We start from the raw sequence: 24,876 nt of genomic DNA on the forward strand, positions 1-24,876 counted from the left end.
TTATACCCTAATGTTTTGGCACAGTTTGAATGCGTTATCTACTGTGTTTTCCATATCAGTGTAAGCATAGTTACCTAATCTACCAACACAGTATAAATTCTTATATTTGACAGCTTCAGTTTTATAAGTATCAAATTTCTTCTTATTTTCCATATCACCAATAGGGTAATAAGGAGTATCATCAGTATTTTTATCAAATTGCTTTGAGTATTCCTCTATTAGTAGTGACTTGTGATTCTTAGTATACTTATCTATATAAAAATGCTTAGGCTCACAAACTCTTGTATATGGGAATTTACTCTCAGGATAATTAATAACACTGATACCTTGCATGTCTTGCACATTATGGTATTTCATTAGAAAGTATACAGTTCTCCATTCTAAATCTCCATACTTATAATTAAATAGCTTATCAATAGGGCCACTATAAAATGTGAGGTCATCTTTAGCATACTCAAATACTTCCTTATTTGATATTTGATTACTCAATGTTAGGTAGATATTTTTATGATCAACCATTTTCTCAAAAATACTATGATAGCCATCATCGGGTAGAAAAGAGTATTTCTTTTTATAGTATGTAGATTGATAGTTACTCCTAATAGGTATTCTTGCAATTGTATTAGTTGGAAGGTCGGAAGGATTCTTTCCCCATTGTTTTATAGTGTACCCTTTAAAAAATGCTTCATACAATTCTGAGCCAATCTCTGAAATAAGGAAGTCTTCCATATTATTGATACGCTCTTTCGTCTCTGCTTTACTCTTTAAAAATGCTGCCAGCTCAAAAGGTTTTAAATTAAGATTAAAGAACTTATTTATTGTTTCAAGATTAATTGGCATTGGATAAAGATTGTCTTTATAACATGTTTTCACTTCGTGATGAAAATATGACCAGTCACCAAATCGTTTTAAGAAGTTTAAAACTTCAAGGTTATCTAAGTGCAGAATATGAGGTCCATGAATATGATATAAAATTCCTGTTGTTGCATCTACAGTGTCTGCACAGTTTCCTCCAAGGTAAGCGCGACTGTCATATATGTGACATTTATATCCTTTTTCCGCGAGGATTCTTGCGCAAGTTAAGTTGAAAAGTCCTGCGCCAATTAAATAAATATCTCTCACATTAACCTCAATGTAAATAAGTAAAAATTTATAAATTCAATAATGTTCTTTCTTAAAGAAAAAGCCTTTATAAAGTCAACTCTACATGACCTATAAAGTTCAAAGTAAAGAGACTTAAGTTTTATATAATTTTCGTAGCTTACTTTGTTTTTTATACCTTTAATTTCTCTATAAAAACTATAAATAAAAAAAACTAGTTGCCCGCTATAGTGTAATTTAAGATAACTATATTCTTCTTTCCAGTTTAAAATTATGTTATCAATTTTGTCATTATGATTAGAAACAGACTGATTGTCATGAAAACAATAAATGTATTTACAATCATCTATTATTAATATTCTCGGGTTTGCATACCATATACTAATTCTAAACTGCTGATCCTGGTATGACGCACCTTTACCATGACAAAATTTTATCCAATTCTTTCTTAGAAATTCCTTCCTATATATGCCATTTGTAATAGAAGGGTGTGAATACCCTAATCTTTTATATGTGTGCATATTAAAGATTTTATTTGTGTAATTTTTATTATAAGAAAATATTTTGTAGTCTTTATTATCTTTTCTTTTTATCAGTCCATTATATTTGATAATGTCTATACTATTACAATTTGCATATTCTAATAACACAGAAAAGAAATCTTTTTGGATAATATCATCGGGCTCATATAGTCCAATATATTCGCCATATGAATTATCAATACCATAATTAACTGCGGCTCCATAACCTAGATTTTTATTAAGCCTTATTAAGCGAACTCTTTTATCATCAGCTTTCTCAATTTTCTTTTTAAGTTCACTATATATATCTTCTTTAGATCCATCATCTACTACTATAAATTCACAATCTTCTACTTGTTGAGCTATTATGCAATCCAAAAATCTATCAAAAAATTGTGAATTGTTGTATATAGGGATAATTACACTTAGCTTCATGCCTATAAATCCACTATAACCTTAGTAGCCACAGCCATCTGATACATAATCTGCATTATGTCTTTGGCAAGCTGCATGTTTTTAGAATCAAATCTTGGCATTACCATTACTCTGTCACCAGGGGCAATACCTAAATCATCAGCAAGTCCAACCTCGCCGTTAACCTTTGCCACAAGAATGTTGCTGTCATCTGCTCTGTTTGATACACCACCTGCAGCACCAAGATAATCATCAAGGCTCATATCCTCATCAAAGGTAACGGCCTTTGGCATCATGACTTCTCCTGTAACCAGAACTACATCACTTAGCTGCGGTATGATTACTTCATCGCCATCTTCAAGGCGTATATCACTTACAACACCGCCTCTTGATACAACAACAATTCCATCAGGCTCAATCTGTCCTGCTCTTTTAACAAAGTCCTGTATTAGATCTGCCTCCTGCACTCTGATTTTTGCCTCATCTACAGATGATGAGGTAGCAGTGAGGGCACTTTGCTCTAAACGGCGCAGGGAGTCGTTTATAGCCTTCTGCTGCTGCATGGCAACAGATTTACGTCTTATATAGATGGATGAGGTGTCAGCAAGATTTGGATCCACCTCTACAAAGCTTAAAAGCTCGCGCAGAGTTACATCCTTGCCAACAGGGAATCTTGAAGGGCCTACAATGGCACCACTGATCTTGGCAATGACGCTCTCACCTTTTCTGTCTGCAACAAAATCAACCACATCTCCATCAGAGAGCTTAAATTTCTTGAACTCATTTAAAGACAGATAATAGTGAACAGGTATGTTGTCTCTGATACCAGATACAGATACATGAGAGACACTTGGCGCAGGGCTTGCCATGCTGATTAGGCTCTGACCCTCATTAGCCTTTTTAAGCTCATACAGGGCCTCCTGACGCACGTCGCCTATAACGCGTACCTCATTGGTCTTCTCTTTAACTAAAATGACATCTCCGTCATTTAATCTCTGTGCAGGTCTTTTACCTTTTAAGATAAAGTCATACAGGTCATATGTGGCTACAACTTTGCCGCCACGTAAAAGCTGTATCTCTCTGAATGAGCCACGTGATATATCAATACCGCCGGCTCTGTCTATAAAGGAGAGCAGTGAGTCATGTGAGCCTCCTGCATACTGACCTGGCTGAGGCACAAAACCTGTAACATAGACTCCTACAGGCTGGGCGCTCTGTAAATTTACATAAACCTCAATATTATCGGTAAAGATAGAAGCTATGCGGCTTTTTACTGTAGAGAGTAGCTTGGCATTGGTGGCTCCTGCCACCTTGATAGGGCCAATCTCAGGAACAAATATATTGCCTTGCTGATCTACAACCAAAACATCATCATATTGCTTGGCACCCCATATGCGTATAACAATGCGATCGCCTGGGGATATGATGTATGAGGCATTTAAGTTATCAGCATAAGTATTGGCAAAATGCCCTCTAAAGAGTGAGGCACCAAAAGGCATGAGAATATAGCCCTGCTGACTGTAGTAATTACCCTGTGACCAGGCAGGCTGCCCCTGAGGTACAGGTCCTGCACTATAATAAAGCGCGCTCTGGGAATTATTGTTGCCCGGATTATGGAGTAAGACTCCATTTTGATTTTTACTAAAATTTGCAGCGTTATTCTGGCTGTAAACCTGTGCACCAAAATAAGGATTTAAGCCTGTGCTCTGACCCATGTTGGATGGGACAAATGGCATACCACCAAGGCTTTGCGGAGCTGGGTTGGAACTTGCCCCAAGACTTGATGACTGACTTTGGGACGATCCGTCGTATTTTACATAAGGTAAATTATGAGAAGTTGATTCTGCATAGACGCCCTGCGCTGTGAAAATAAGTAACAGAGTAAATAGATTTAATTTATATTTTAAGAACACTATATATACTCCCTATACTAAGCCCAGGTGCTCTTTTATTGCGACAATAATAACGGATATTATAGCCCACATTAAATTTAAAGCAATAAGTAAATAAAATGTATATAAAAGTGGCTTTGGATAGAGCGATTCATCAGGTAATGATGGTTTTGCTATATTTACTACATATAGGTTTTGCGACATTACCTCTATCTTAGCCTTTTCAAGTGAGGTCATTGCAAACTCAAGTTGCTTTCTTGCAAATTCAACATCTATAGTCAATGACTCATAGAGGCCTGCAAGTGTATTAATTGACTGTCCCTGAGTTGATAGTGATGTGACCTTCTCCCTCTCTCTTTCAAGCTGTTGTTCAACGCCAGATAATTTAGATCTCAAGGCTTTGATAGATGGAGCATCTTCCTGCATATATGCAAGAGCTTCAGCAATCTGAGTTCTTATAGAAGTTGCCTGCCCTTCAAGCTCTATGATTAAGCTTTGCAGACCTGTTGCGGTAGTCTTTAAATCTAGATCCTGATGCTGATTTCTAAATTCCTTAAGAGCATTCTGAGCCTGATCAAATTTGTTTTTGGCCACATCAACTTCATTCTGCGCAAGCAACAGAGCATCGTGACGAGCTCTTTCATTCATGCTGTTAATCAGCTTTTCACACTGCATCAGAGCATTTGAAACAATAGAGTGCGCCATTTCTGGGGTATAGGCCCTTACCGATAATGAAATAACACTTGAATCGTTGTTTACTTTTACTAGACTTATCTTCTTCCAGAAAGTTATAACATCATCCGATGTAGGATTTGATGTAAGACGTGAAAACCAGTCATATGAGCTGCTAGTATAATGTTTAAGAACATCAAGCTCCTGATTTATTACATGGACCACATCGGGAGATTTTAAATAATCCTCAACAATTTTGGCCTCCTGCATGGAAGTTGAAGGCACATTAAAAATTTGAGAGGCAAAATCTATGCCTCCAGTTGTTGGAGATATAGTTCTAACAGCAAACTTTGCCTCTGATATATACATAGGCGAGGCAATAAATATATTATAAAAAAGATAAAGAAAAACAGGTGCCAGCACACAGATAAAATATAACTTTACCTTAAATGTAAGTTTTGACCACCAGTTTTTTAATTTAAAAAATACTGTTGTTTTTTCCTCTTTTATCCTGACTTCTGAGTCCAGTACCTCTGCTTGTATTGGGCGCTGAGTATCAATTTCAGAAGAAGCGCTACCTGCCCCACAATTGCTATTCTCTACGCTTACCTTTGTAGTTTCAGGTTTTTTAGGTGCAGTATTTTGATTGTGTTCAACCATCTTTGTTTCTTTATTTTCTTGCATTACAAATTTCCGTATATTTTTCTATAGCCTGTTTAATATCACTGTAATATTCAAGTTTACCCTGATTTAAAACAGCCCCGGCGCTGCAGTGGTGTATGACAGATGATGCTGAATGAGACACATAAATTAAAGTGGCCCGCTCTTTTAATTTATTTAATTCAAGCGCGGCTTTGCGACGAAATACCACATCACCTACAGAAAAAGCCTCATCAATAAGATAAAAGTCAAATCCTACCGCTAATGACAGACCAAAGGCCAGTTTTGATCTCATACCTGATGAATAAGTTTTAAACGGCATGTCAAGGTATTCACCAAGTTCTGAGAATTCCTCAACGTACGCTGTCACCTGCTTTATGTTGGCCCCATAAATTCTACAGACAAAACGCAGATTCTCTCTTCCTGATAAAGATCCATGAAAGCAACCTGCAAAGCCTATTGGCCATGATACTGTAGCATCGCGTATAATGCGACCAGAGTCTGGCTGTTCAGATCCGCCTATAAGGCGAATCATGGTTGACTTGCCGGCACCATTAAGTCCCAGAATAGCTGTGTTTACGCCCTCTTTAAAGGTAACTGACACATTATCAAGAACCTTATGCACTCCAGTATTGGTTCTGTACGATCTGCAGACATTTTCAAGTATAATCACACTTTTCTCCTTGGTCTTACGTAACGTTCAAGCAGTAAACCAAATGATAAAAATATAAGTGTAATCATACCTATATAACTAAAAGAACATCCCTCTGATGGATAACCATAAAACATTGAACTTCTAGCAAGTTCAATCAGTTGCAATATAGGATTGTAAATTAGTATATCAGCAATATCTTGAGAAAAAGTATTTGCAGAAAAAAACACTCCAGAGACAAAAAATAAGACTCTTAGAAAGATTGGAACAATTCTTTCTAGCGCAGGAATGAAAACTGTAGCCGCTGATAGAGTAAGACCAATGCCTAGCCCTAGTAAAGGAGCTAAAAATAGAACAATATATAAATGACTTATTGAGTATATATCTAAATTACCATTAATAGCATCATCAACAAACAACAGAATTATAGATACAATAATTTGGGTAAACCACAATACAATCATTCTTGATAGCATAACATCTAACTCTGTAACTTGAGGAAATGTTAAAAGTGGTTTATTTGCGTCAACTGCGCTAATACATTTACTTATAGTCCCAGAAATAATCGACCAAAAACCAAACCCAATAACAAGGAACTGAGCTGTAGGCATGCCATGAGGAGATGGCGCTCTCATTATTTCACGTAAAATTAAAAAAACTGCTATGCCAAATACAGACTGAATTACCACCCATAAATAGCCAAGGGATGAGTGCCCATAGATAGTATGGATCTCACGCAACATAAGAGCAGTTATAACCCTATACTCTGTTACAAGTGAGCTTTGTAGTTTTTTAAAAAAAGAAAAAGGCATATTAAATAAAATATACTATTTATTTATAGCTTTATTTAAAGAAGGAATATAGTACCAGGTTATGCTGTCATCAGTACATACAGCAAACTCCTGCACTGTTGATGAAGTTTCAAATACAGCTTTGCGACATTTTTGATTTAATGCATTGGTATAAAAGTTAAGTGCATTGACAGTCATTGCGTTACCTACAGGAGAAAACTCAAAGATATCGCTTGAACCTACACTCATCATAGATACATTTTTGGCAAATTGAGCAACCTGTGCAGACTGTTTTACAGCGCTTATCTGTGCCACAGGACGTGAGGCCTTATGCTGCAGCCCTCTTGGGGTGGAGCAGGCAGCAATTGCTGTCAGAGCAATAACTATTATTGAGGCACATCCAACTGCTTTTTTAAAATGTATCATTATAAATTCCTAAATTTTATAATCTTTTTAATCCAAGCTTCTGCTTGAGACGAATAATTAAACGTAATACTTTAACTAAAGCACTGTCTTTAAGGCGTGGAGCATTATCCTGACTAAGGACAGTGCATATATCCTCAACATTGGCATACAGTTTAGTGTGCCAGTCAAAATATGTAGGGTATAAAATCAAAACCCCGGCAACAAGCTCTTTTATATTCAGTATGGCATAGCGTGCTTTATTATCACACATGTCATGGGTAAGCCCCCACCCTGAATAAAAAGGTCTGCCATAGACTTCAACGCTACAGCCTCGAAGCAGAGCTTCAAATCCTGATTGTGATGAGAGCACACAAACTTTATCTGCGATATTATATAAAAAAGCAATGTTAAAATCACTTACTATCATATCACACAAAGTGTCTATTTTATCTCCTGACCTACTGCCTTTTCTGGTAAGAGCCAGAACATCTGGATGAGGTTTATAGATAATAAAAGCGTCTTTGTTGTGCTCCCTGACCCTTTGTAGCAGCGTTAAATTATCCTGTATGTCTCCACCAGCCTTTTTTACTGATGCATCTGTTTCAACCTGTCCTGGCAGCAGAATTATCTCTCTGCCTCCGGCTCTTTTTTTTATATCAGATAAAAATGTATCTATATCAAGAGATGTACCAACATTATATTTGGTAATATTATTTTTATTAAGATAGTCAATAAGCAGCTCAGCCCTCATTATAAGATCTTCATAATCATCTCTTTGTTTAATATTGTTTAGTATGGTATCAAGCTGTGAACCTGACATTGGATCATAATAAATACCATGAGTATCGAGCACAAGGGACATAGGTTTTTCATAGGTGGAGCCAAGCCCCTTTGATCTGACAAAGCCATCTTCAATAAACAAAGTTGCAATACCCTGTTTTTGTGCTCTAAGTTTAATGCTCTCATCAGCCCTTGATGCCCACTGCACTAAAGTTGCATTATGCTCTGTACACAAAGATAAAGCATCATCTGCCTTATCAGTATAAAAAATCTTTGTGCTGTCCTTTAAATAATGCTCTACAAGCTCCCTCTTCCAGGCTGTAGGGTGCAAGAGCACAAAGTTTTTAGTATACATCTGCCCTTTTTCTTTTTGCAGAGCAATTAGATTGATAACCTCATCTATTGAGCATTGCTTTTTAGTTATAGGGTTGATATAGCGACATAATTTTAAATAGGAGGCTGCAAATAAAAGCTCAATACTTACATTTTTGATATGAGATCTGCGCTGTATAGCTACATTGTCTGTAAGATCGTGCGTAAGGCCATAACCTGCATAAAAAGGAGTACCAAAGCAATAGACCTTTTTATTCAAAAGTAAAGCCTCAAAACCCATCTGCGATGTAACTGCAAAAACAGTATCAAATAATTTTAATAAGGATATGGCGTTATAGTTGGTATCTATTACCTCAAGCCCTGTAACTTTTTGCTTTAGCTCCTGTATGTCAATAACACCCTGTTTTTTGCCCTCAAGCACATCAGGATGCACCTTGATATAGATATCATGATCACAAAAATCTTTATTGATTATATAGGCCATGTTTTTAGCTAAATCATCCATGGCCAGGCCTAAAGTTAAACTTGCATCATTTAAGGTCTGATCAATAATCAGTAGTTTTTTACGTCCACTATCTTTATTTGCTTTAAAGATTTTATCTGTAGCTCTTATACCCCTGTTGTACTTTGAAATCTCAAGCTTACATATTTTTTTTATTAAATCTAAACTTTTTCTTGCATATGATGCATCAAACCAGTCTTGGTGTTCAAGATAATGCTCTATAGAAGATTTTTGTCTGGCATCGTAATAGCAGCCGATACTATCTACTGACATGCTGAACATGGGGGCATTATTGACCCCTAAATCATAAGATCTGATAAAGCCATCTTCAAGGGCTATATATGGCACATTAAGCCTGACAGAGAGTGCCCGAGCTTTTCTGGCAGTAGCCTTATGTCCCCATCCTGCAACTGCCTGAACTTCATCCTCTTTGTTATATTGTTCAAGTTCCTTCTGAATGAAAACATCTAAATTTAGAATATCTTTAATACCAGATGACAAAATCTTAAGCATTTAGATATCTCCCTGCTTTAATGTTAGTAAGTGCACTGATATAGGATCCATCATATATGTATCTTTGCCATCAAGATTACAGTGCGCTATCTTAGTGTTATCTTTAGCCTTATCATCTCTCAAAGCAACAGTATGCTCAGCGCATAAATCTTTGCTAAGCTCACATGTAACATCCCCATGCACTGTTTTACAGTCAGAACTGCAGGCATTGAGCTTAGCTACATCACTTTTATCATATGCACTTATGTTATAGGCAAAAATATCAGGTTTTAAGCGCTCATCTGTTGCATAAATGTCCTCTAAAGATGGCAGGTGATCCCCATAGACAATTAAAGATGCACTGCTATCAAGCGCACAGACAAGATGCTCTATGGCACAATCAAAATCATGCTGTCTGCGCCTGTAAATTTCAAGTGGAGTTGCAGGACAGCCATCGTTAGTCGCACTGTGTGCTTTTAAATGTCTTTTTTTATACTCACTTACACTATATGGCCCATGAGCTGCCATAGTTATGGCAAATATAAACACTCTGCCACTACCTCTACAAAGAACATCTGTAAGTTCCCTTGGCAGCGATGCTGTGTCATTTTTGTTATCTGTATCTAAAAGCTTTAATATATACTTACAAAGAGCCATATCTGAATTCATAGCCTTAAAGGCAAGATTATCACCCATTATTTCCTTTGATATAAATAGATCAAAACCAAGATTACGCATAACCTTATGACGCGAGAAAAAATATTTTGAATTTGGATGAATACATATACAGGTATAGCCCCTGCTCTTTAATTTAGAAACTAAGGACGGGAATTTGTAGCGACTTAACAGAATATAAGGGTCATAGGCAAAAATACCAAGTTTTTTTCTTTCAATTCCAGTTAACACACTAAACTCAGAGCGCATGGTATAGGCTCCAAGATAATCTATATCCAAAAGAGAACGCTTGCAAATAGCGCTGCTTTTATCAATAAAACCTGGTTTAGTATCAAGACCCAGGCGATAAAGAGAACAATAGGACTCAGATTGCATTAAAATGATATTCTTTTTAGCGCAGGTTTCAGCACTATCCTTAAGAATATCGTGATCCTTTGCATACCTTGTTTTACATTCTGATAGATGTGCTTGAGATATTTCACTCTCAATGCCTTTGTGCTGAAGATAAGAGGTCAATGAGTGTTTGTGTATATAATGCCATGAGCGTATAAGATCTATACATTGCACAAAAAAAGCACTAAATACTGATAAAGCTGCCCCATCAAAAAGAGCATCATACTCAAGATTATATCTGCCTGATATAAACAGAGCTGTTAACAGACACACTACAGATATAAAGGCACATACAACTCTTACAGACAAGGCAACGTAGGTGTAATCAATGATAAGAAGTATATACAAAAGCAGGGCAAGAGCTAAAGCTATAACAAGATAGTATCTTGTTTTTACATAGGAAAAGTAAAATGAAGGTTTGAGGATTATTTCCTTTAAAAGATAAAAATCCGTAATGACCAGTGGCTCTTTTAAAACTGCAAATTTAAAATAACTTATAATATAAAAAGCAAGAGTAAAGCTTACAACAATAAAAACACCAAGCTCAAACAGAGGACACAAAAGCAGAACAAAACACAAAAAAGATACACATACAAGCGCAGGAAGCAACAGATAGCAGGTACCAAAACCTACACTTTTTTTTATCTCCAGAGCGCTTAAACTCTCCTTTCTGAATCTTTTTATACTCAATAAGCATAACCTGCCAGATAGATAATTTAATAGCACAGAGCCTAAAGCTGTAAAAGCTGCTATGACACAGATCTGAAAATATATCATTTTTGATTCACATGGTAGGTTTTATGTATAAATGCTTTTGTGACTTAGTACAAGATTTATCCTTTGTGTTTAGAATCAGTATCTTGTGCACAAACTCTGCTGCCGCTTTTATCAAACTCCTCTCTTTCCCTATCTTTTTGCACACTAAAATCAAAAGCTCTCATAATATATCTTAAGATAAAATCAGGTACCAGATAACTTAATTTAATACCAAGGTATAGATAAAATGGAAAAGCAAAAACTTTTTTGTGCGCTCTTAGAGCATTTAAAATAAGCTCTGCCGCCCTGTCTGATGAAACCATACCACTTTTTGAGCCAATAAAACGTCTTGACATATCTGTACTTATAAAACCTGGCAGCACTAAAGTGGTTTTTATAACAGAGTGCAACTGCTTTGGCACTGAGGCGTTAAGAGCTCTAAGGTAGTAATTTACAGCAGCCTTTGAGGCACTGTACAGGGGTGATGAGCGCAGGGGCAGTAATGAAGCTAGCGATGAAACAGCCACCAGATGTATGGATCTGTCAGTGTTCTTATAGCAATAGCAGCTCTGTGCATCATTTTTTATGCCTGTGTAGGATATTTTTTGAAGAAACAGATCAAGAGCATAGTATAAAGTCTTGACTGTACCCTTGGTGTTTACATCAAAGGCCCTTTCTATTTCAAAGTCATCCTCTAAAAAATGCTCTGACTCACGGCTTAATGAGATACCGGCATTGGCTATGACAAGAGTCTGACCAGTATGCTCCAAAGCCTTTTCAAGAAATGCCTTTAATTTTGTATTATCCCTTATATCAAAGCTTGCAATATGTAGATTTACCTGATGTCTGTTAGCAAGAGCCGTAAGTATACTGTTGTGCCTGTCAGATCTTACCTGTACATATAAATTTTTAACTAAGGATTGTGTGATTAGTCTTTGTGCAAGAGACAAACCAAGCTGTCCTGACACGCCACTTATAAAAACGCTCTGATACATGTCTTATTAAAGCTCTAATCTTAAAATATAGCCTTTTTCATGTTTAAATGAAGGCAGTGCCTCATAGCTTATACTGTCATGAACTTTAAAGTCATATTTTTCATACATGCCAAGAGCTTTGCTGTTATCTGCATAGCAGTGTAAAAAGATATCCTTGCACTGACAGTCCCTTGCCGCCGCCTTAGCCAGTTCCATAAGCAAAGAGCCAAGTCCCTGCCCCTGATATTTTTCATTTACATATACTGTATTTATATAAAATGAACCTTTATATCCTGAGAGCATTACTTTTTTTAAAAGATTAAATCTCTCCTTATTGAGCATAGATCGCAAAATTAATGGCAGATTGTCATCTAATACCTTATAGGCAAAAAGCATAGCCGCTATCTGACCGTCAGCTCTTGCTTTTACAAGATAGATATTATCGCAGTTAAAGATGTCAGAGCCGTTTTGAGATACAAGCAGCATGGCCTTTTTTATATCTATACGGTTAAAAAGCTTGTCAAGCAGAGTATCTGAAACCTCTGATATTATCCGTATACACTGCTCAAGGCTTGCCTCATCTGCCATCTGCAGTGAAAAGTCAGACTCAAAATCCATACTCATAATCTTTCCTTTAACTATTTATAAAGCGCTTTATAGTACCCTCAACTGCTGCCTGTACACCCTGCTGTGTGTAAAAATCACCCTCTACAAGTGACTGTGAACATAAAAGAGCACAGTAGGCATCAAGCAGTTTTTCATCAACCTTGTCCTCTGTGGACCAGAAATCATGCAGTTTATCGGTAAAGGCGCTTTTGGCAAGACCAGGCATTGAGTAGACGCTATAGCCAAGACAAAAAACGTTTTTCTTCTCTAAAAGGGCACTAAGACCTACAGTTGAGTTGATAAGTACCACAGCCTTTGCGTGTTTGGCCAGAAATACAGTATTGCCATCTTCTATAAAGCACACCCTGTCTTTCACGCCAAGCGATGATGCAACAGCCTTAATAAATCTTCTGTATGGAATAAGTCCATTATCAAGTGGATGATTTTTTATAAGCAGACGCGTGTTTTCAGGTGCATAGCGTGCAAATGAATATATGACACTTAAAATAGCCTCACCCTGTCTTGTGTAAGGGGAGTAGAGCTGAACCTGAGAGTCGTGATTTAACTGCAGCGGATAGAAAAAATAAGGGGCTCTGCTTTTTAAAAATTTATGCAGACTGACGCGCGATTTTCTCTTGCGGCTGTTGCGGGTCAGATATCGGGGCAGAATACCAATCAATTCAAAGAAAATATTATGCTCACGATGGGTTCTGTAATGGAAAAAGCAAGGAAAGAGCAAGGTATTGCCCACATGATGTCTTATGGCATACATAACCTTCTGACGCATTGATTCTACCTTGACTCTTGAGGGCTTAAAAGGCTCAAGATTTTTGGCTATGTCCATGATTTTTTCAGGGCTTTTTGGCAGCGGACTTCTGCCATTGACTCCGTTTTGCTCAAGTGTCACAAAGCCATTGCGCAGATATCCCTCCTCAAACACCCAGACTCTGATTTTCAAATAGCGCGCCAGAAGAATTGCATCCTGATGCATTGGTCTCCAGTCAGAGTATAAGACCAGATCATCTACACCATAATCTTTGAAGATTTTAGATATATAGTAGGTAAAATCGCAGCCTCTGCCATGATAGTTAAAAGTTTTAAAGCTGTCAGCTGCACAATTGCGCGTTTTCCATAAAAACACATCTCCACCGCAGAGATTTATTTTTATAACAAATGCTCCCATCCTGGTCAGTGCCGAGGCAAGTTCGCTGTAAAAATAACTTTGTGGTCCCTGCAAAAATACAAAGACTCTGTCCTTTAGTGAAGAGTCCTGTGATGATAAGTCTGTCAGTGTAGCTTTATTTAACATATTAAAATATATAAACTCTCTTCACGGCACTATAAGAGTCAGCTGCTCTGTGCACTTTTATACTCTAAAAAAACACTATCTTTACGAATTATCTAAATAGATGCCGTGTCATATAGACACAGCCTTTAGTCAGCGCTTATGGTATCAACCTTCTTCTCTGCTTCAGCATCAAGACTCTTTATCAGATCAAGACAGTGTTTTATATCATCCCTGCTATGGCTGTAACTTAAAAACAGACGTATACGTGCCTTTTCCTCTTCAACGGCAGGATAGATTATAGGCAGAGCCAGTACTCCATGCTCAAAAAGCAGATTGGACAGAGCTGTTGCCTTAAGGGATGATCCTATAATAATAGGCAGTACAGCTGTTCCCTGGGCATTGCCTACATCAAGGCCACACTCTAGGGCATAATCTTTGGCAAAAGCACAGATATCCTGCAAAGCGCTTACTCTGAAAGTCTCCTTGTGCATTAAATCCAAAGCTGTATATGAGGCCATAGCCAGTACAGGAGATAAACCTACAGAATATACAAATCCTGCAGAATAATACTTAAGTATTTCAATGAGCTCTTTGCAGCCTGCAATATATCCACCACATGAACACAATGTTTTTGACAGTGTGCCCATATAAATATCAACCTGCACAGGGTCAATACCGCAGTGCTCAAAACTTCCGGCTCCGCTTTTACCTACAACACCTAAAGCATGTGCCTCATCAACCATTAAAAAGGCATTGTAGCGCTGTTTTATGGCCACCAGAGACTGCAGATCAGCCACATCACCGTCCATTGAAAAAACACCCTCAGTCACAATAAGGGTATTTTTGTGATTATGCCTATGTGTCCTTAACAGTTCCTCAAGTGAACTCATATCATTGTGTTTATAGGCAAGACAGGTGGCACCTGAAAACTTAGCGCCAAGCATAATGGAGTTGTGCGAGAGTCTGTCATACACAATAAGATCATCTTTACCAAAGAGAGTTGATATGGCAGAGACATTGGTGGCATGGCCACTTACATAAACAATAGCACTCTCCTGGCCATAATGGGAGGCAAGAGAGTGCTCTAAAAGCTCATGACACGGTCTTTCTCCTGCCACAAGACGTGAAGCTCCGGCACTGGTGCCAAAATCCTGCATGGTCTTATATGCTGCCTCATTGATTCGCTCATCGCCATTGAGCCCTAAATAATCATAGGTGGCAAAATTAAGATAATCCCTGCCATTTATTACACTGTGAGCCTTGGCTATTGTGCTGTGACAGAGCATAAAAGGATTTTGTACACCAACCTCAGAGGCAATATCGCTGTGTGCCTTTATCTTTTTATATAAAAGAAAATCCTTAAACTGTGCTTTTTGCACCTTTTCTCTGTTTAAAGAAACCTGACCACCGGTATTGCCACTGACCTGTCTTGCTTTGAATCTGCTTAACAGAGACTGCGTATCTTTATTATTTGTGTTATGCATAAATTACTTTCTTTTACTGTTTAAGTCCATGCTGTCTGTGCAGATCTGCAACAATACTGTCATCCTCAGTGCCTTTTATCTTATTGACACAGTAAAGAGCAATACCTTCAATGGTACTTCTTCCACTTAAGGCCGCAACCGAGGTCTTAATCTTAAGGTCGCGCTCAAGAACAGCCATAATCTCCATTAAGGATAAAGAATCTATACCCAGATCAATTAAATTGACAGAAGTATTAATCTTGTCTGCCTCAACCCCAAGCTGCGATGAGATTAAATCCACAATCCTTAATGTTAAAGCCTGTGCGGCCACATCAGATGGACTGTTTAAAATAGTATCAACAAGTGAGCTCTCTGACTGAACACCTGCCACACCATACTGTCCGCACAGTGTGTCAAACCTGCTCTCTTTAATGCAGTTTAATGTGCCTATAGAATCAAGAGCTATTGAGCATATAGAATAATTATCATTATAATCTAAAGCTTTGTGCATACTCTCAATAACATCTCTTGCTTTAAGTGCACCAAGGCCAAGCTTGCTTTCAAAAATACTCAAAAGCTTATCATTGCCCTTTAACAGACCCACATCACCAATAGGTCCTAGCAGGAGAGCTACTATATTGTGTCCATACTGTCTTAATTTTGCAGCATAGGCCTCTACCATGGCATTAGCAGCAACATAGTTGGCCTGTCCCTCATTGCCAAATACAGTGGTAATTGAAGAGAACAGCACAGTATAGGCAAAAGGAATTTCTTCTAAGGCAAAGGCCTTTAAAATATTGGCAGCACCATCGGCTTTAGTATGAATTAAAAGCTCATAATCACTAGCTCCAAGATCCTTAAGATAGGCATCATGCAGCTGCACTGCAGCATGATAAAAGCCATCTATGCGCGCACCACTGCTCTTGATGGTTTGTGCAAAAGAGGCAACCTTTTTAAAGTCAGTAACATCAAGACTTATATAATCAACCTGACAGGTACCACCTGCCATAAGAGCCTGCAGTGTCTGCTCTATAGATGCTGTAAGTGTCTTTCTTCCTGTCAGATAAATATGCTTTGCACCTTTTTCAATAAGGTATGAGGCAAGTGACAGACCCATGCCTCCGGTACCGCCTGTGATCAAATAACTGCCACTGCGTTTTTCTGAACTGTCAGATAAAGATCTGCTCTTGTGCCCTGCAATCTCTTTTGTGCTCAATGCGTCACTATCTGTGTTGCATGTAGAGCCTGATGATTTAACAATATCATCGTGTTTTTGTACAAAGCCGTTGAAATCTACTACAATTTTGCCTATATGTAAGGATGATTTCATATCTAAAAATGCCTTTTTAACCTGCAGTGCAGAGTAGACACTCTTAAACAGAGGATGATATGTGCCATTTTCAAACTTCTCAAGTACTTCATTGAGCAGTTTTATTGCAAGATCCTTCTTATAAACAAGAAGCTCATCTACATCCACTCCCATAAATGACAGATTATCTTTAAAAATCTTGAGATTTAATGCATTGTTTTCAAAGAAATCTCTCTTGCCAAGTTCAATAAATCTGCCAAAAGGCCTGAGCAGTCTGATAGAGGCCAGAGCTCCATCCTTATATAAGGAGTTTAAAACTATATCAAGACCTTTACCCTCAGTATCCTTTAAAATCTGCTCGGCAAAATCAAGAGATCTTGAATCATATACATGTTTTACTCCAATTCTTTGCAGCATCTGACGCTTATGTACGGTGCCTGCTGTAGCATAGATCTCAAGACCTAGATCCAAGGCTATCTGTACAGCTGCAAGACCAACACCACCTGCAGCTCCATGAATAAGAATACTCTCGCCCTTTAAGGCCTGAGCCTTGGTTACTATGGAATAATATGCAGTTAAAAATGCAACAGGCAGTGAAGCTGCATTGTTAAATGACATATTCTGAGGAATTTTAAATACTGACTCAACCTTGGCTTTTACATAATTGCCAAAACAGTGGCGGGTAAATGCCAGAACCCTGTCATTGACAGCAACACCTTCAACAGCTTTGCCTGTCTTTACTGCAACACCTGCACACTCAAGTCCAAGAGACTGACCTGAATAGCCATTTTCAAGAGCTTCAGCAGGCAGCAGACCCATAGCCCACATCACATCTCTGTAGTTAAGGCCTACGGCGCAGTTTCTAATTAAAATCTCATCATCTTCAAGTTCACCTAAATCCTCAGGCACAAAAGATAATGATTTTATTGATCCCTGCTGTTTAAAATCAAGGCGATAGGATAAATTCTGACGGGTAGGATCGCTGGTGCTGTCTTCATAAACAAATTCTACACTTTCTCTTAGACAGCCATTAATGAATACCTCATTGACATTGTCTGAATCAAAAGACTGCATTGAGCTTGCAAGATCTAAAAGAGCATGACAATAAGAGATATCATCATCTTTAACACTTAACACCCTGATATCAACAGAAAGCTCATTTCTTATTGTTCTTACAAGATTTAAAAGTGCAAAAGCTAAAATATCCTGACTATAAAGGTCATATTGACCCATCTTTTGAGATTGGTCAGACAAGGCTACATTGGCGCTGATGCTATTATCATCTGATGTCTCAATTAGCTCTTTGCAGTATGGCAGCAGGATTGAAATACTCTTTGGCAGATCATTAGATGCAAGGCTGAGCATTACTTTTGAGATTCTTTCACAAAGACTGCCAAGCTCTCTGTAATCATGTATATGCTCAAGAGAGCTAAAATCAAACACCACGTGTCTGTGGGCAAAGCCTTTATAGGTTATGCGCTGTCTGTATAAATCGCAGCTGTCTTGGTACAGAGAAGATAAATCATATAATCTGCTGCCCTCTTTAAAGATAGAGCAGACATTTGTGTCTGTGATAACAGCTGTATTTTCTATAAAGTCAGCTATAGCCTTTTTATAGGAGGCACTTACAGTCAAGTGCTCTGCTGCCATATTCTTGTCAAAATATGACACACAGCTGCATGAGCTATTGTCCTGCTCTAAAGTAACAGCTGTACTGTTATCTTTGAGTGTTGATGCTGCACAGCCTATCTGCTTTATATAAAAATCATAATTATCTGTTGTATGGTGCACATGATTTTCTATAGCTACCTTAAATGCACAGTTTTCAATCAGACTGTGCAAAATATCACTATTTAATCTTAAATCATGATACCTGTCGGCAAATGAAAGCAGTGTACATATGTAATTATTATAGGAGCTGTCCTTTAAATCAAAGCCTGCAATAATGGCTCCTGCCTTTAACTTTGAGACAAGAGCAGCAAATTGAGAGGCAAATGCTGCATCACACAGAGCATTGTTGCTGATTAAAAGATCAAAACTGCCATCATCAAGAGCGCTCAGCTCATCTAAAGCTACAACCTTTAACTTTCTTAAATACTCATATTTACCTGATATCAGATTTTTGTGCTCAGCATCTTTTACTACAAGAATATACTCTACTTTTCCACTGGCAATAGAGCTCTCTAAAGAGTCAAGCACAATATCATTTTTATAATTGATATCAAGTACGCGCAACACTTTATCTTTTTGTGTATACAGCTCTACCATATCGCCAACAAATGACGCAATTGTTACGCTTAAATCATTTACAGCCTCATTTTGTAAAAAGTAGCTGTCATAAATATTATCTTTGCCAAAACCAAAGAGGGTGTCTATATTCTCATCACCCTCTAGCAGGGCTTTAATAACACAGGCAGTGCGGCAAATAATCTCGGCAGGAGCAAAGCACTCTGGATATTGTCTTACAAGTGAACTAAAGACATCGTCAATATCAGCATCTTCAAGCTCTCTGTCAATTGTGTACCTGCCCTGTTCATCCTTGATGGCAAGATTATATGCGCACAGAAAATCACATAGATAGACAGCAAGAGCCACTCGCTCCTGCTCTTTATCATCTATTATCTGTTCTATGCCAAATATGCTCTTGACATCTGCATAGCTGTCAAAAACTCTGACATTAGACATAATGGCAAGACAAATCAGAACATTGAGGTAATTGACTTTATCCTCATGAGAGCTTAACTTATCTAAAGTATCATCTCCAGGAGCTGCAGAAAGTGCCTTATCTTTTAGCGCTGTAGCAAGAGTGCTGTCAATTGTGTCATCAATAAGCGATCTTAATGTCCTGACTCTGTTTGCAAAAAGACCATCTAGCTTAACTCCATGCTGTGCAAATCTTATATAGCGCACCCCATGCATTGACATCAGACACTCAAGCTTGTCGTTAAATACAAAACAGTCTACAACAGCATTATATCTGTTGATTCTGTTAAGTCTGATGCAGACACTGATGCTTGCAGAGGAAGATACATCCTTATTAACTCTTATTTTAGAGATTAAGGATGGCAACATAAGATCAAAAGATCTGCCCTCACTGTCATCAAGGAAAGCAAAAAGAGACTGCAATATACCGTCTAGGGCATAGATATTTAACTTGGAGCTGTTATTAAAATGCTCTTTGTTATCTATGCGCATATACAGCATATCATCCCTGCGTTTTATCTCTAAAACAGATTTAAAGCAGTTTTTATACTCTATGCCAAAGGACAGTGCCTTTTTATAAAACTCGTCTATATCTATTAAAGAGCAAGAATTATCATCTGCAAAGCACATAGTGCAAACAGGCATGGCAGTGGCCTTAGCTAAGGTGGCCTTGACAATTTCTTCAAAGCTGCCATTATCATTGTAGATCTTTGAGGCAATGGATAAGGCTGTGCCTGAAACCTTGGTTTTAAGCTGCACAATATCATGCTCATTAAAACGCGTTGAGCTTTTTATAACAAAATCATCAAGCGCTACAACAGAGCTGTCCTTTATATCATGGGAGGCTGTCAGCGCTATATTGATAAGAGCAGCTGCCGGCAGCACGCACTCTTTAAAGACAATATGATCATTAAAATAAGGATTACGCTTTAAATCAAATTCATTTATATAGCAGTCACTCTCATATGGAGTCTTTTTGCCAAGAAGCTCATCATAGCTGTATCTGAAGACACCCAGATTCTCATTTGAGATCTTAGATGGCACAAAAATATCATCAAAAGGATATAAAGGTAAAGACAGATTTCTGTCTATATCTTCTTTGGCAAAGACTGCCTGTGTCTTGACAAACATAGGAGAGCTTAAAGCACAGCACAGCTCGTGTCTTAACTTCGCGCCCTTTTTAGCAATAAATGACAGTGTATTTACGCTCTTGCCATAAGTTGAGGCAATATCCTTTACATAGTGCAGTAAAATATCTCTAGGGCCAATTTCAACAAAGTTTACAAAACCATCATTCAAGGCGCTCTCTATGGCATCTGCAAACTTAACCTGATTTCTTATATTATGCCACCAGTAGTCACGGCTCAGACTCTCTCCCTTTCTTAAAAGACCCTTGGTTGCTGTATAAAAATCATATTCTATCTTTTGAGACTGTCCATCATGCAGTGAGCCCAGATCTAAAAGCAGATCATCTTTTATAACATCCATATAGAAGCTGTGGAATGGATAGTTTAAAGATAAAATCTTGGCGCCTACTCCAAAATCCTTTTTAAGCGTATCAACAAGGCCGTGAAGGGCTTCTTTGTCACCACTTAAAGTAAAGCTCTTATGAGTGTTTTCAGCAGCTATTTCAACTTTATCTGTAAAACCGCCTTCCTGCATAATATTAAGAAGCAGAGCCTTATCAATCTTGACTACAGCCATGTCTCCCATATTATAGGTTTTGGCCTGAGCTTTGGATCTGCAGACTATAACATTGCAGGCCTCGTTAAGAGTCAATGCCTTACAATAATAGGCAGCTGCCACCTCTCCTACGCTGTGGCCACAGACACCATCGGCTTTAATGCCATAGAGCTCAAGATAGCGACATAATACAACCTCAATAGCAAAGACTATAGGCTGTACTATTTTGGTATCAGCCAGATCCCAAAGTTTTGCATCCTGATTTATATAATCAATAACCGACCAGTCCTGATACTGTAAAAGGGCTCTGTCAACCTCGCCAAACAGACTGCCAAACACAGGTGAGGCAGATAATAGCTCGCGGCCCATGCCAACATACTGAGAGCCGTTGCCAGAGAAGACAAACATACTTTTGGCCTGATTCTTAAGCCTTGAGACTACCTCAAAGTTTGCCCCGCTGACACTGTCCTTATTATCTAAAAACTCTGCAATAGAGGTTTTTAGCACCTTAAAACTATCTGCCTTTAGATAAAGACACAGTTCAAACTCACTCTGTGTGTAATATGAGGTTGCAATAACAGCCTTGTAATTATCTTCGTTAATCTGCTCATCGTAGGCTTTGACAAGATTATAAATGGCACTTGCAGAGGCTGCAGAAACTTTAAAAAAGCGCTCTAAAACCACATTTAGAGCATCAGTGTCCACTTTTTTATCCGTATTATTTAAAGCTTTTGCGTCATCTTTTGATGTATGCACGCAAGTGCTCATGTTGTCATCATAGGCTTCAATAATAACGTGAGCATTGGTTCCGCCAAAGCCAAAAGAGTTAATACCTATAAGCTCACTGCCACTGACTTTAGGCAACGACAGCTCCTCTTGCACCACCTGTACGCCAAGAGTATCAAAGTCTATTTTTGGATTGAGCTTTTTAATATGTATTGATGGTGGAATCTTCTTGTTTTTAAGTATGGCTATAGCTTTTAATAAACCTGCCATACCTGATGCTGTTTCAAGGTGACCAAGATTGGACTTGGCTGAACCTATATATAAAGGTCTTTTATAATCTGCTGCAACCTTGCTGCCAAGAGCTCTGCCAATAGAGCCAACTTCAATTGGATCACCTACTAAAGTGCCTGTACCATGGGCCTCAACATAAACAAGACGTGACAGATCCTTGTCTTTATATAAACTTTCAAGTAACTCCTGCTGACTTCTATCTGACGGCAGAGAAATACCCATTGTCCTGCCATCCTGATTTACCTTTGAGTCAACAATAGTGGCAATAATATGATCATTGTCAGCTAAAGCTCGATCCAGGGTTTTTAAAATAAGTATGGCACCACCTTCAGCGCGCACATAGCCGTTGGCACTTTCATCAAAAACCTTACAGCGGCCATCTGGTGAGAGCATATGAGCCTGAGAGAAGCCTATAAAAGGCAGAGGAGAGAGCAGAGCGTTAACTCCTCCTGTTATTGCCATACAATCAGGATTTGCTGCAATAAAATTAACTGCCTGATCAAGTGCGACAAGAGATGATGAGCAGGCCGTATCTATGGTCATAGAAGGTCCGTGCAGATCAAAGTAATATGACAGACGATTGGATATAATCGACAGATTGGTTCCTGTCATACCATATGAGCTAATGGCAGGCAAATCATCGGCCTTGGACATGGCCATGTCGGTTGATGCGGCACCTATAAAGACAGCTGTATTGGTTGAGGCAATATCCTTTGGTGACAAATTGGCATTAGATAGAGCATCAAGTGTCATCATAAGACACAGTCTTTGCTGAACATCCATACTTTCAACTTCATTCTTTGACAGGTTGAAAGCCTTATAGTCAAAATTATAAATATTATCTATAACGCCTGCACAGAATGTGGTTGAGTGTCCTTTTGTATTTTCAATTGATGATTCAAACAGATCGGTTTTAAATCTGTCATCAGTCACTCTTTTTACCAAATCACTTTTATTTTCAAGGGCCTTGAAATAGCTATCAAGTGTTTTTAAATTGCCAGGGAGTCTTAAACCTATACCTACTATAGCTATCTTTGGTTTGCGCATTTACTTACTAAAATCCTTGCTTATGCCTCAGGCATTAACTCATAGTACAAAAGTCACATATTTATCCGTATCTAAAAATAAAATGTACAGATACAGATCATGCAAAATAAAATGTTAATACCAATCAACTCTCTTTAAAAGAGATCATCTAAATCCCTATATTATAGCAATACAATACTTGATTGTCACTTTGAGAGATCCCAACTGCTTAACAGATTTGAGTATTTGCATGTATTACATAATCATATTTATATCTTATTTATGACTGTTTATATTTATGGGTAGACACAAAGATGTACACTGATAACAAACTATCCTTGCTCCTCTCTTATCTGTATAAAAGATAAATCTATGAGAAAACCTATCCCAAACAGTTGCCAAAGGCGCAGCTTATTTATATTAAAGCGCCATTATTTCCCACCTTGTGCATGTTTCTGCCTGTTATTACCTTTACTTTTTGCTATCAGATACCCTCTGTTTTTGATAAAAAAATATCAAGGACTGCCTTTATTAGTATGGCCTGTCAGCCTCTGCCAAAAAAAAGGAGTACATCCTCTCTTAGCCATACCCCTTTATAAGATGTTAATCTTGATTTATCCTTTTATAAAGAAGCAATCTTATCGGCAATCTCCTTGACCTTTACATAAGGGATCCTGCTTTGAGCCAGGGATACCATGGCATTAAGATATGGCACCATAATCTTAAAGAGCTCTTTATAGCCCTCACAGAAATAGGTCTGTGCCACACCATTGTTTAAATTGATTCTATGCTTTGGACAGCCGCGTGACATAAAGACAGATACTGACACTCAAGGCAGTCAGAGCTTAAGGTAGTTTTTACTTTATTAATTTTTGCAGCTTCAAGCTTTGTAATATCGCTTGTATGTATATTGCCTATTTTGTATTTTTCATAGACAGCCTGATCACACACATAGATATCACCATTGGCCTCAAGCACAAAATTATTGCAGCACTTATCCTCAAAGACGCATGACAGATGGCCATGACCTAAAACCAGTGAGATAAAGGTTTCAAACTGTCTGACAACAATATGTCCTATATCGTATTTGACCCAGTGTCTGAATATGTCTTTAAAAAAGATGGCATAATCCTGCGGCTCAAGGGCAAATTGCTTTTTATTATATTCAACTGCAACAGCATCAAAATCTCTGTTTTCAGGTGTGGTCTCAATAATCTCTGAAAACTGCATATAGGTTGATCCTATATTTTTTAAAAATTTATAGACCTCAAAGCCGTGTCTGTAATTGGCCTTGTTGATACAGGTCAAGGTATTGAATTTAATTTTATGTTTTTTTAGCAGATCTATACCGCGCAGCACCTCATCAAAGGTACCTTCATTGCGCATATTCTTTCTGTAGGCATCATGCAGCTTTTTAGGGCCGTCAATTGAAATACCTACAAGAATATTATGCTCCTTTATAAACTCACACCACTTGTCATTTAATAAAGTGCCATTGGTTTGTATAGCATTTTCTATAATCTTGGTGCCTTTGTATTTATTCTGCAGCTCTATTGCCTTTTTATAAAAATCAAGTCCCATAAGCAAAGGCTCTCCCCCCTGCCAGGTAAAAAAGACGTGACTGTCACAGGAAAGTCATCACCCTTTGGCAGATAAAAGCAGTAGTCACAGTTTAGATTACAGGAAAAGGAAGTGGGCTTGATGGTAAAGTGCATATACAATCCTTAGCAAAATAGGGGACATTGCTGTCCCCTGCACATATTAAGTT

General features: G+C 38.0%; 16 protein-coding genes and 1 pseudogene. All 17 read right to left on the reverse strand.

Annotated features, from left to right (window positions below; all coding sequences use genetic code 11):
• Positions 1-1,122: a UDP-galactopyranose mutase gene (locus DRZ93_RS04195; protein ID WP_113745928.1), complete on the reverse strand. Its 1,122-nt coding sequence runs from the start codon at positions 1,120-1,122 to the stop codon at positions 1-3.
• Positions 1,119-2,057, reverse strand: coding sequence for a glycosyltransferase family 2 protein (locus DRZ93_RS04200; protein WP_113745929.1), 939 nt, complete (start codon positions 2,055-2,057; stop codon positions 1,119-1,121). The genes DRZ93_RS04195 and DRZ93_RS04200 overlap by 4 nt, the downstream gene beginning before the upstream one ends.
• 2 nt (positions 2,058-2,059) lie before the next feature.
• Positions 2,060-3,949, reverse strand: a complete 1,890-nt coding sequence (locus DRZ93_RS04205) for a polysaccharide biosynthesis/export family protein (protein ID WP_245933768.1) — start codon at positions 3,947-3,949, stop codon at positions 2,060-2,062.
• 12 nt (positions 3,950-3,961) lie between these two features.
• Positions 3,962-4,969 carry a KpsE/RkpR family capsule polysaccharide export protein gene (locus DRZ93_RS04210; RefSeq protein ID WP_172458033.1) on the reverse strand — a complete coding sequence of 336 codons (1,008 nt, stop codon included), beginning with the start codon at positions 4,967-4,969 and terminating at the stop codon, positions 3,962-3,964.
• Between the two features lie 301 nt (positions 4,970-5,270).
• A complete protein-coding gene (locus DRZ93_RS04215) occupies positions 5,271-5,933 on the reverse strand; it encodes an ABC transporter ATP-binding protein (protein ID WP_113744895.1) in 663 nt (220 codons plus the stop codon).
• Positions 5,930-6,655 (reverse strand): ABC transporter permease, encoded by a 726-nt coding sequence (locus tag DRZ93_RS04220; protein ID WP_218564249.1) that lies wholly within the window; start codon positions 6,653-6,655, stop codon positions 5,930-5,932. Before DRZ93_RS04220 ends, DRZ93_RS04215 begins: the two co-directional genes overlap by 4 nt.
• An 84-nt stretch (positions 6,656-6,739) precedes the next feature.
• Positions 6,740-7,129, reverse strand: coding sequence for a hypothetical protein (locus tag DRZ93_RS04225; protein ID WP_113744897.1), 390 nt, complete (start codon positions 7,127-7,129; stop codon positions 6,740-6,742).
• Positions 7,130-7,145: 16 nt separating this feature from the next.
• Positions 7,146-9,236, reverse strand: a complete 2,091-nt coding sequence (locus DRZ93_RS04230; RefSeq protein WP_113745933.1) for a capsular polysaccharide biosynthesis protein — start codon at positions 9,234-9,236, stop codon at positions 7,146-7,148.
• Positions 9,237-10,973 (reverse strand): sulfatase-like hydrolase/transferase, encoded by a 1,737-nt coding sequence (locus DRZ93_RS04235; RefSeq protein WP_172458034.1) that lies wholly within the window; start codon positions 10,971-10,973, stop codon positions 9,237-9,239.
• A 143-nt stretch (positions 10,974-11,116) separates the two neighbouring features.
• The gene (locus DRZ93_RS04240) at positions 11,117-12,034 is read right to left on the reverse strand and encodes an SDR family NAD(P)-dependent oxidoreductase (protein WP_113745935.1); all 918 of its coding nucleotides are present in this window, start codon (positions 12,032-12,034) and stop codon (positions 11,117-11,119) included.
• Positions 12,035-12,040: 6 nt separating this feature from the next.
• Positions 12,041-12,637 (reverse strand): GNAT family N-acetyltransferase, encoded by a 597-nt coding sequence (locus tag DRZ93_RS04245; RefSeq protein ID WP_113745936.1) that lies wholly within the window; start codon positions 12,635-12,637, stop codon positions 12,041-12,043.
• A 10-nt stretch (positions 12,638-12,647) separates the two neighbouring features.
• The gene (locus tag DRZ93_RS04250) at positions 12,648-13,928 is read right to left on the reverse strand and encodes a capsule biosynthesis protein (RefSeq protein WP_113745937.1); all 1,281 of its coding nucleotides are present in this window, start codon (positions 13,926-13,928) and stop codon (positions 12,648-12,650) included.
• 125 nt (positions 13,929-14,053) lie between these two features.
• Complete coding sequence (locus DRZ93_RS04255; protein ID WP_113745938.1) at positions 14,054-15,391, reverse strand: aminotransferase class I/II-fold pyridoxal phosphate-dependent enzyme; 1,338 nt, start codon at positions 15,389-15,391, stop codon at positions 14,054-14,056.
• A gap of 13 nt (positions 15,392-15,404) precedes the next feature.
• On the reverse strand, positions 15,405-23,129 hold the full coding sequence (locus DRZ93_RS04260; protein WP_113745939.1) for a type I polyketide synthase: 7,725 nt from the start codon (positions 23,127-23,129) through the stop codon (positions 15,405-15,407).
• Between the two features lie 601 nt (positions 23,130-23,730).
• A complete protein-coding gene (locus DRZ93_RS13675; RefSeq protein ID WP_218564250.1) occupies positions 23,731-23,919 on the reverse strand; it encodes a hypothetical protein in 189 nt (62 codons plus the stop codon).
• Positions 23,883-24,338 carry an SPASM domain-containing protein gene (locus DRZ93_RS13855; protein WP_281268112.1) on the reverse strand — a complete coding sequence of 152 codons (456 nt, stop codon included), beginning with the start codon at positions 24,336-24,338 and terminating at the stop codon, positions 23,883-23,885. Before DRZ93_RS13855 ends, DRZ93_RS13675 begins: the two co-directional genes overlap by 37 nt.
• 36 nt (positions 24,339-24,374) lie before the next feature.
• A pseudogene (locus DRZ93_RS13860) lies at positions 24,375-24,710 on the reverse strand (radical SAM protein); the annotation flags it as partial.
• Positions 24,711-24,876 lie beyond the last annotated feature (166 nt).

This window comes from Anaerobiospirillum thomasii (assembly GCF_900445255.1).
Classification (GTDB): domain Bacteria; phylum Pseudomonadota; class Gammaproteobacteria; order Enterobacterales; family Succinivibrionaceae; genus Anaerobiospirillum_A; species Anaerobiospirillum_A thomasii.

Coding starts and splice junctions, on each gene's coding strand:
- DRZ93_RS04200 (WP_113745929.1), bottom strand. CDS start 2,057: ATGAAGCTAAGTGTAATTATCCCTATATACAACAATTCACAATTTTTT.
- DRZ93_RS04210 (WP_172458033.1), bottom strand. CDS start 4,969: ATGTATATATCAGAGGCAAAGTTTGCTGTTAGAACTATATCTCCAACA.
- DRZ93_RS04220 (WP_218564249.1), bottom strand. CDS start 6,655: ATGTTGCGTGAGATCCATACTATCTATGGGCACTCATCCCTTGGCTAT.
- DRZ93_RS04225 (WP_113744897.1), bottom strand. CDS start 7,129: ATGATACATTTTAAAAAAGCAGTTGGATGTGCCTCAATAATAGTTATT.
- DRZ93_RS04230 (WP_113745933.1), bottom strand. CDS start 9,236: ATGCTTAAGATTTTGTCATCTGGTATTAAAGATATTCTAAATTTAGAT.
- DRZ93_RS04240 (WP_113745935.1), bottom strand. CDS start 12,034: ATGTATCAGAGCGTTTTTATAAGTGGCGTGTCAGGACAGCTTGGTTTG.
- DRZ93_RS04245 (WP_113745936.1), bottom strand. CDS start 12,637: ATGAGTATGGATTTTGAGTCTGACTTTTCACTGCAGATGGCAGATGAG.
- DRZ93_RS04250 (WP_113745937.1), bottom strand. CDS start 13,928: ATGTTAAATAAAGCTACACTGACAGACTTATCATCACAGGACTCTTCA.
- DRZ93_RS04255 (WP_113745938.1), bottom strand. CDS start 15,391: ATGCATAACACAAATAATAAAGATACGCAGTCTCTGTTAAGCAGATTC.
- DRZ93_RS04260 (WP_113745939.1), bottom strand. CDS start 23,129: ATGCGCAAACCAAAGATAGCTATAGTAGGTATAGGTTTAAGACTCCCT.
- DRZ93_RS13675 (WP_218564250.1), bottom strand. CDS start 23,919: ATGTCACGCGGCTGTCCAAAGCATAGAATCAATTTAAACAATGGTGTG.
- DRZ93_RS13855 (WP_281268112.1), bottom strand. CDS start 24,338: ATGCAGTTTTCAGAGATTATTGAGACCACACCTGAAAACAGAGATTTT.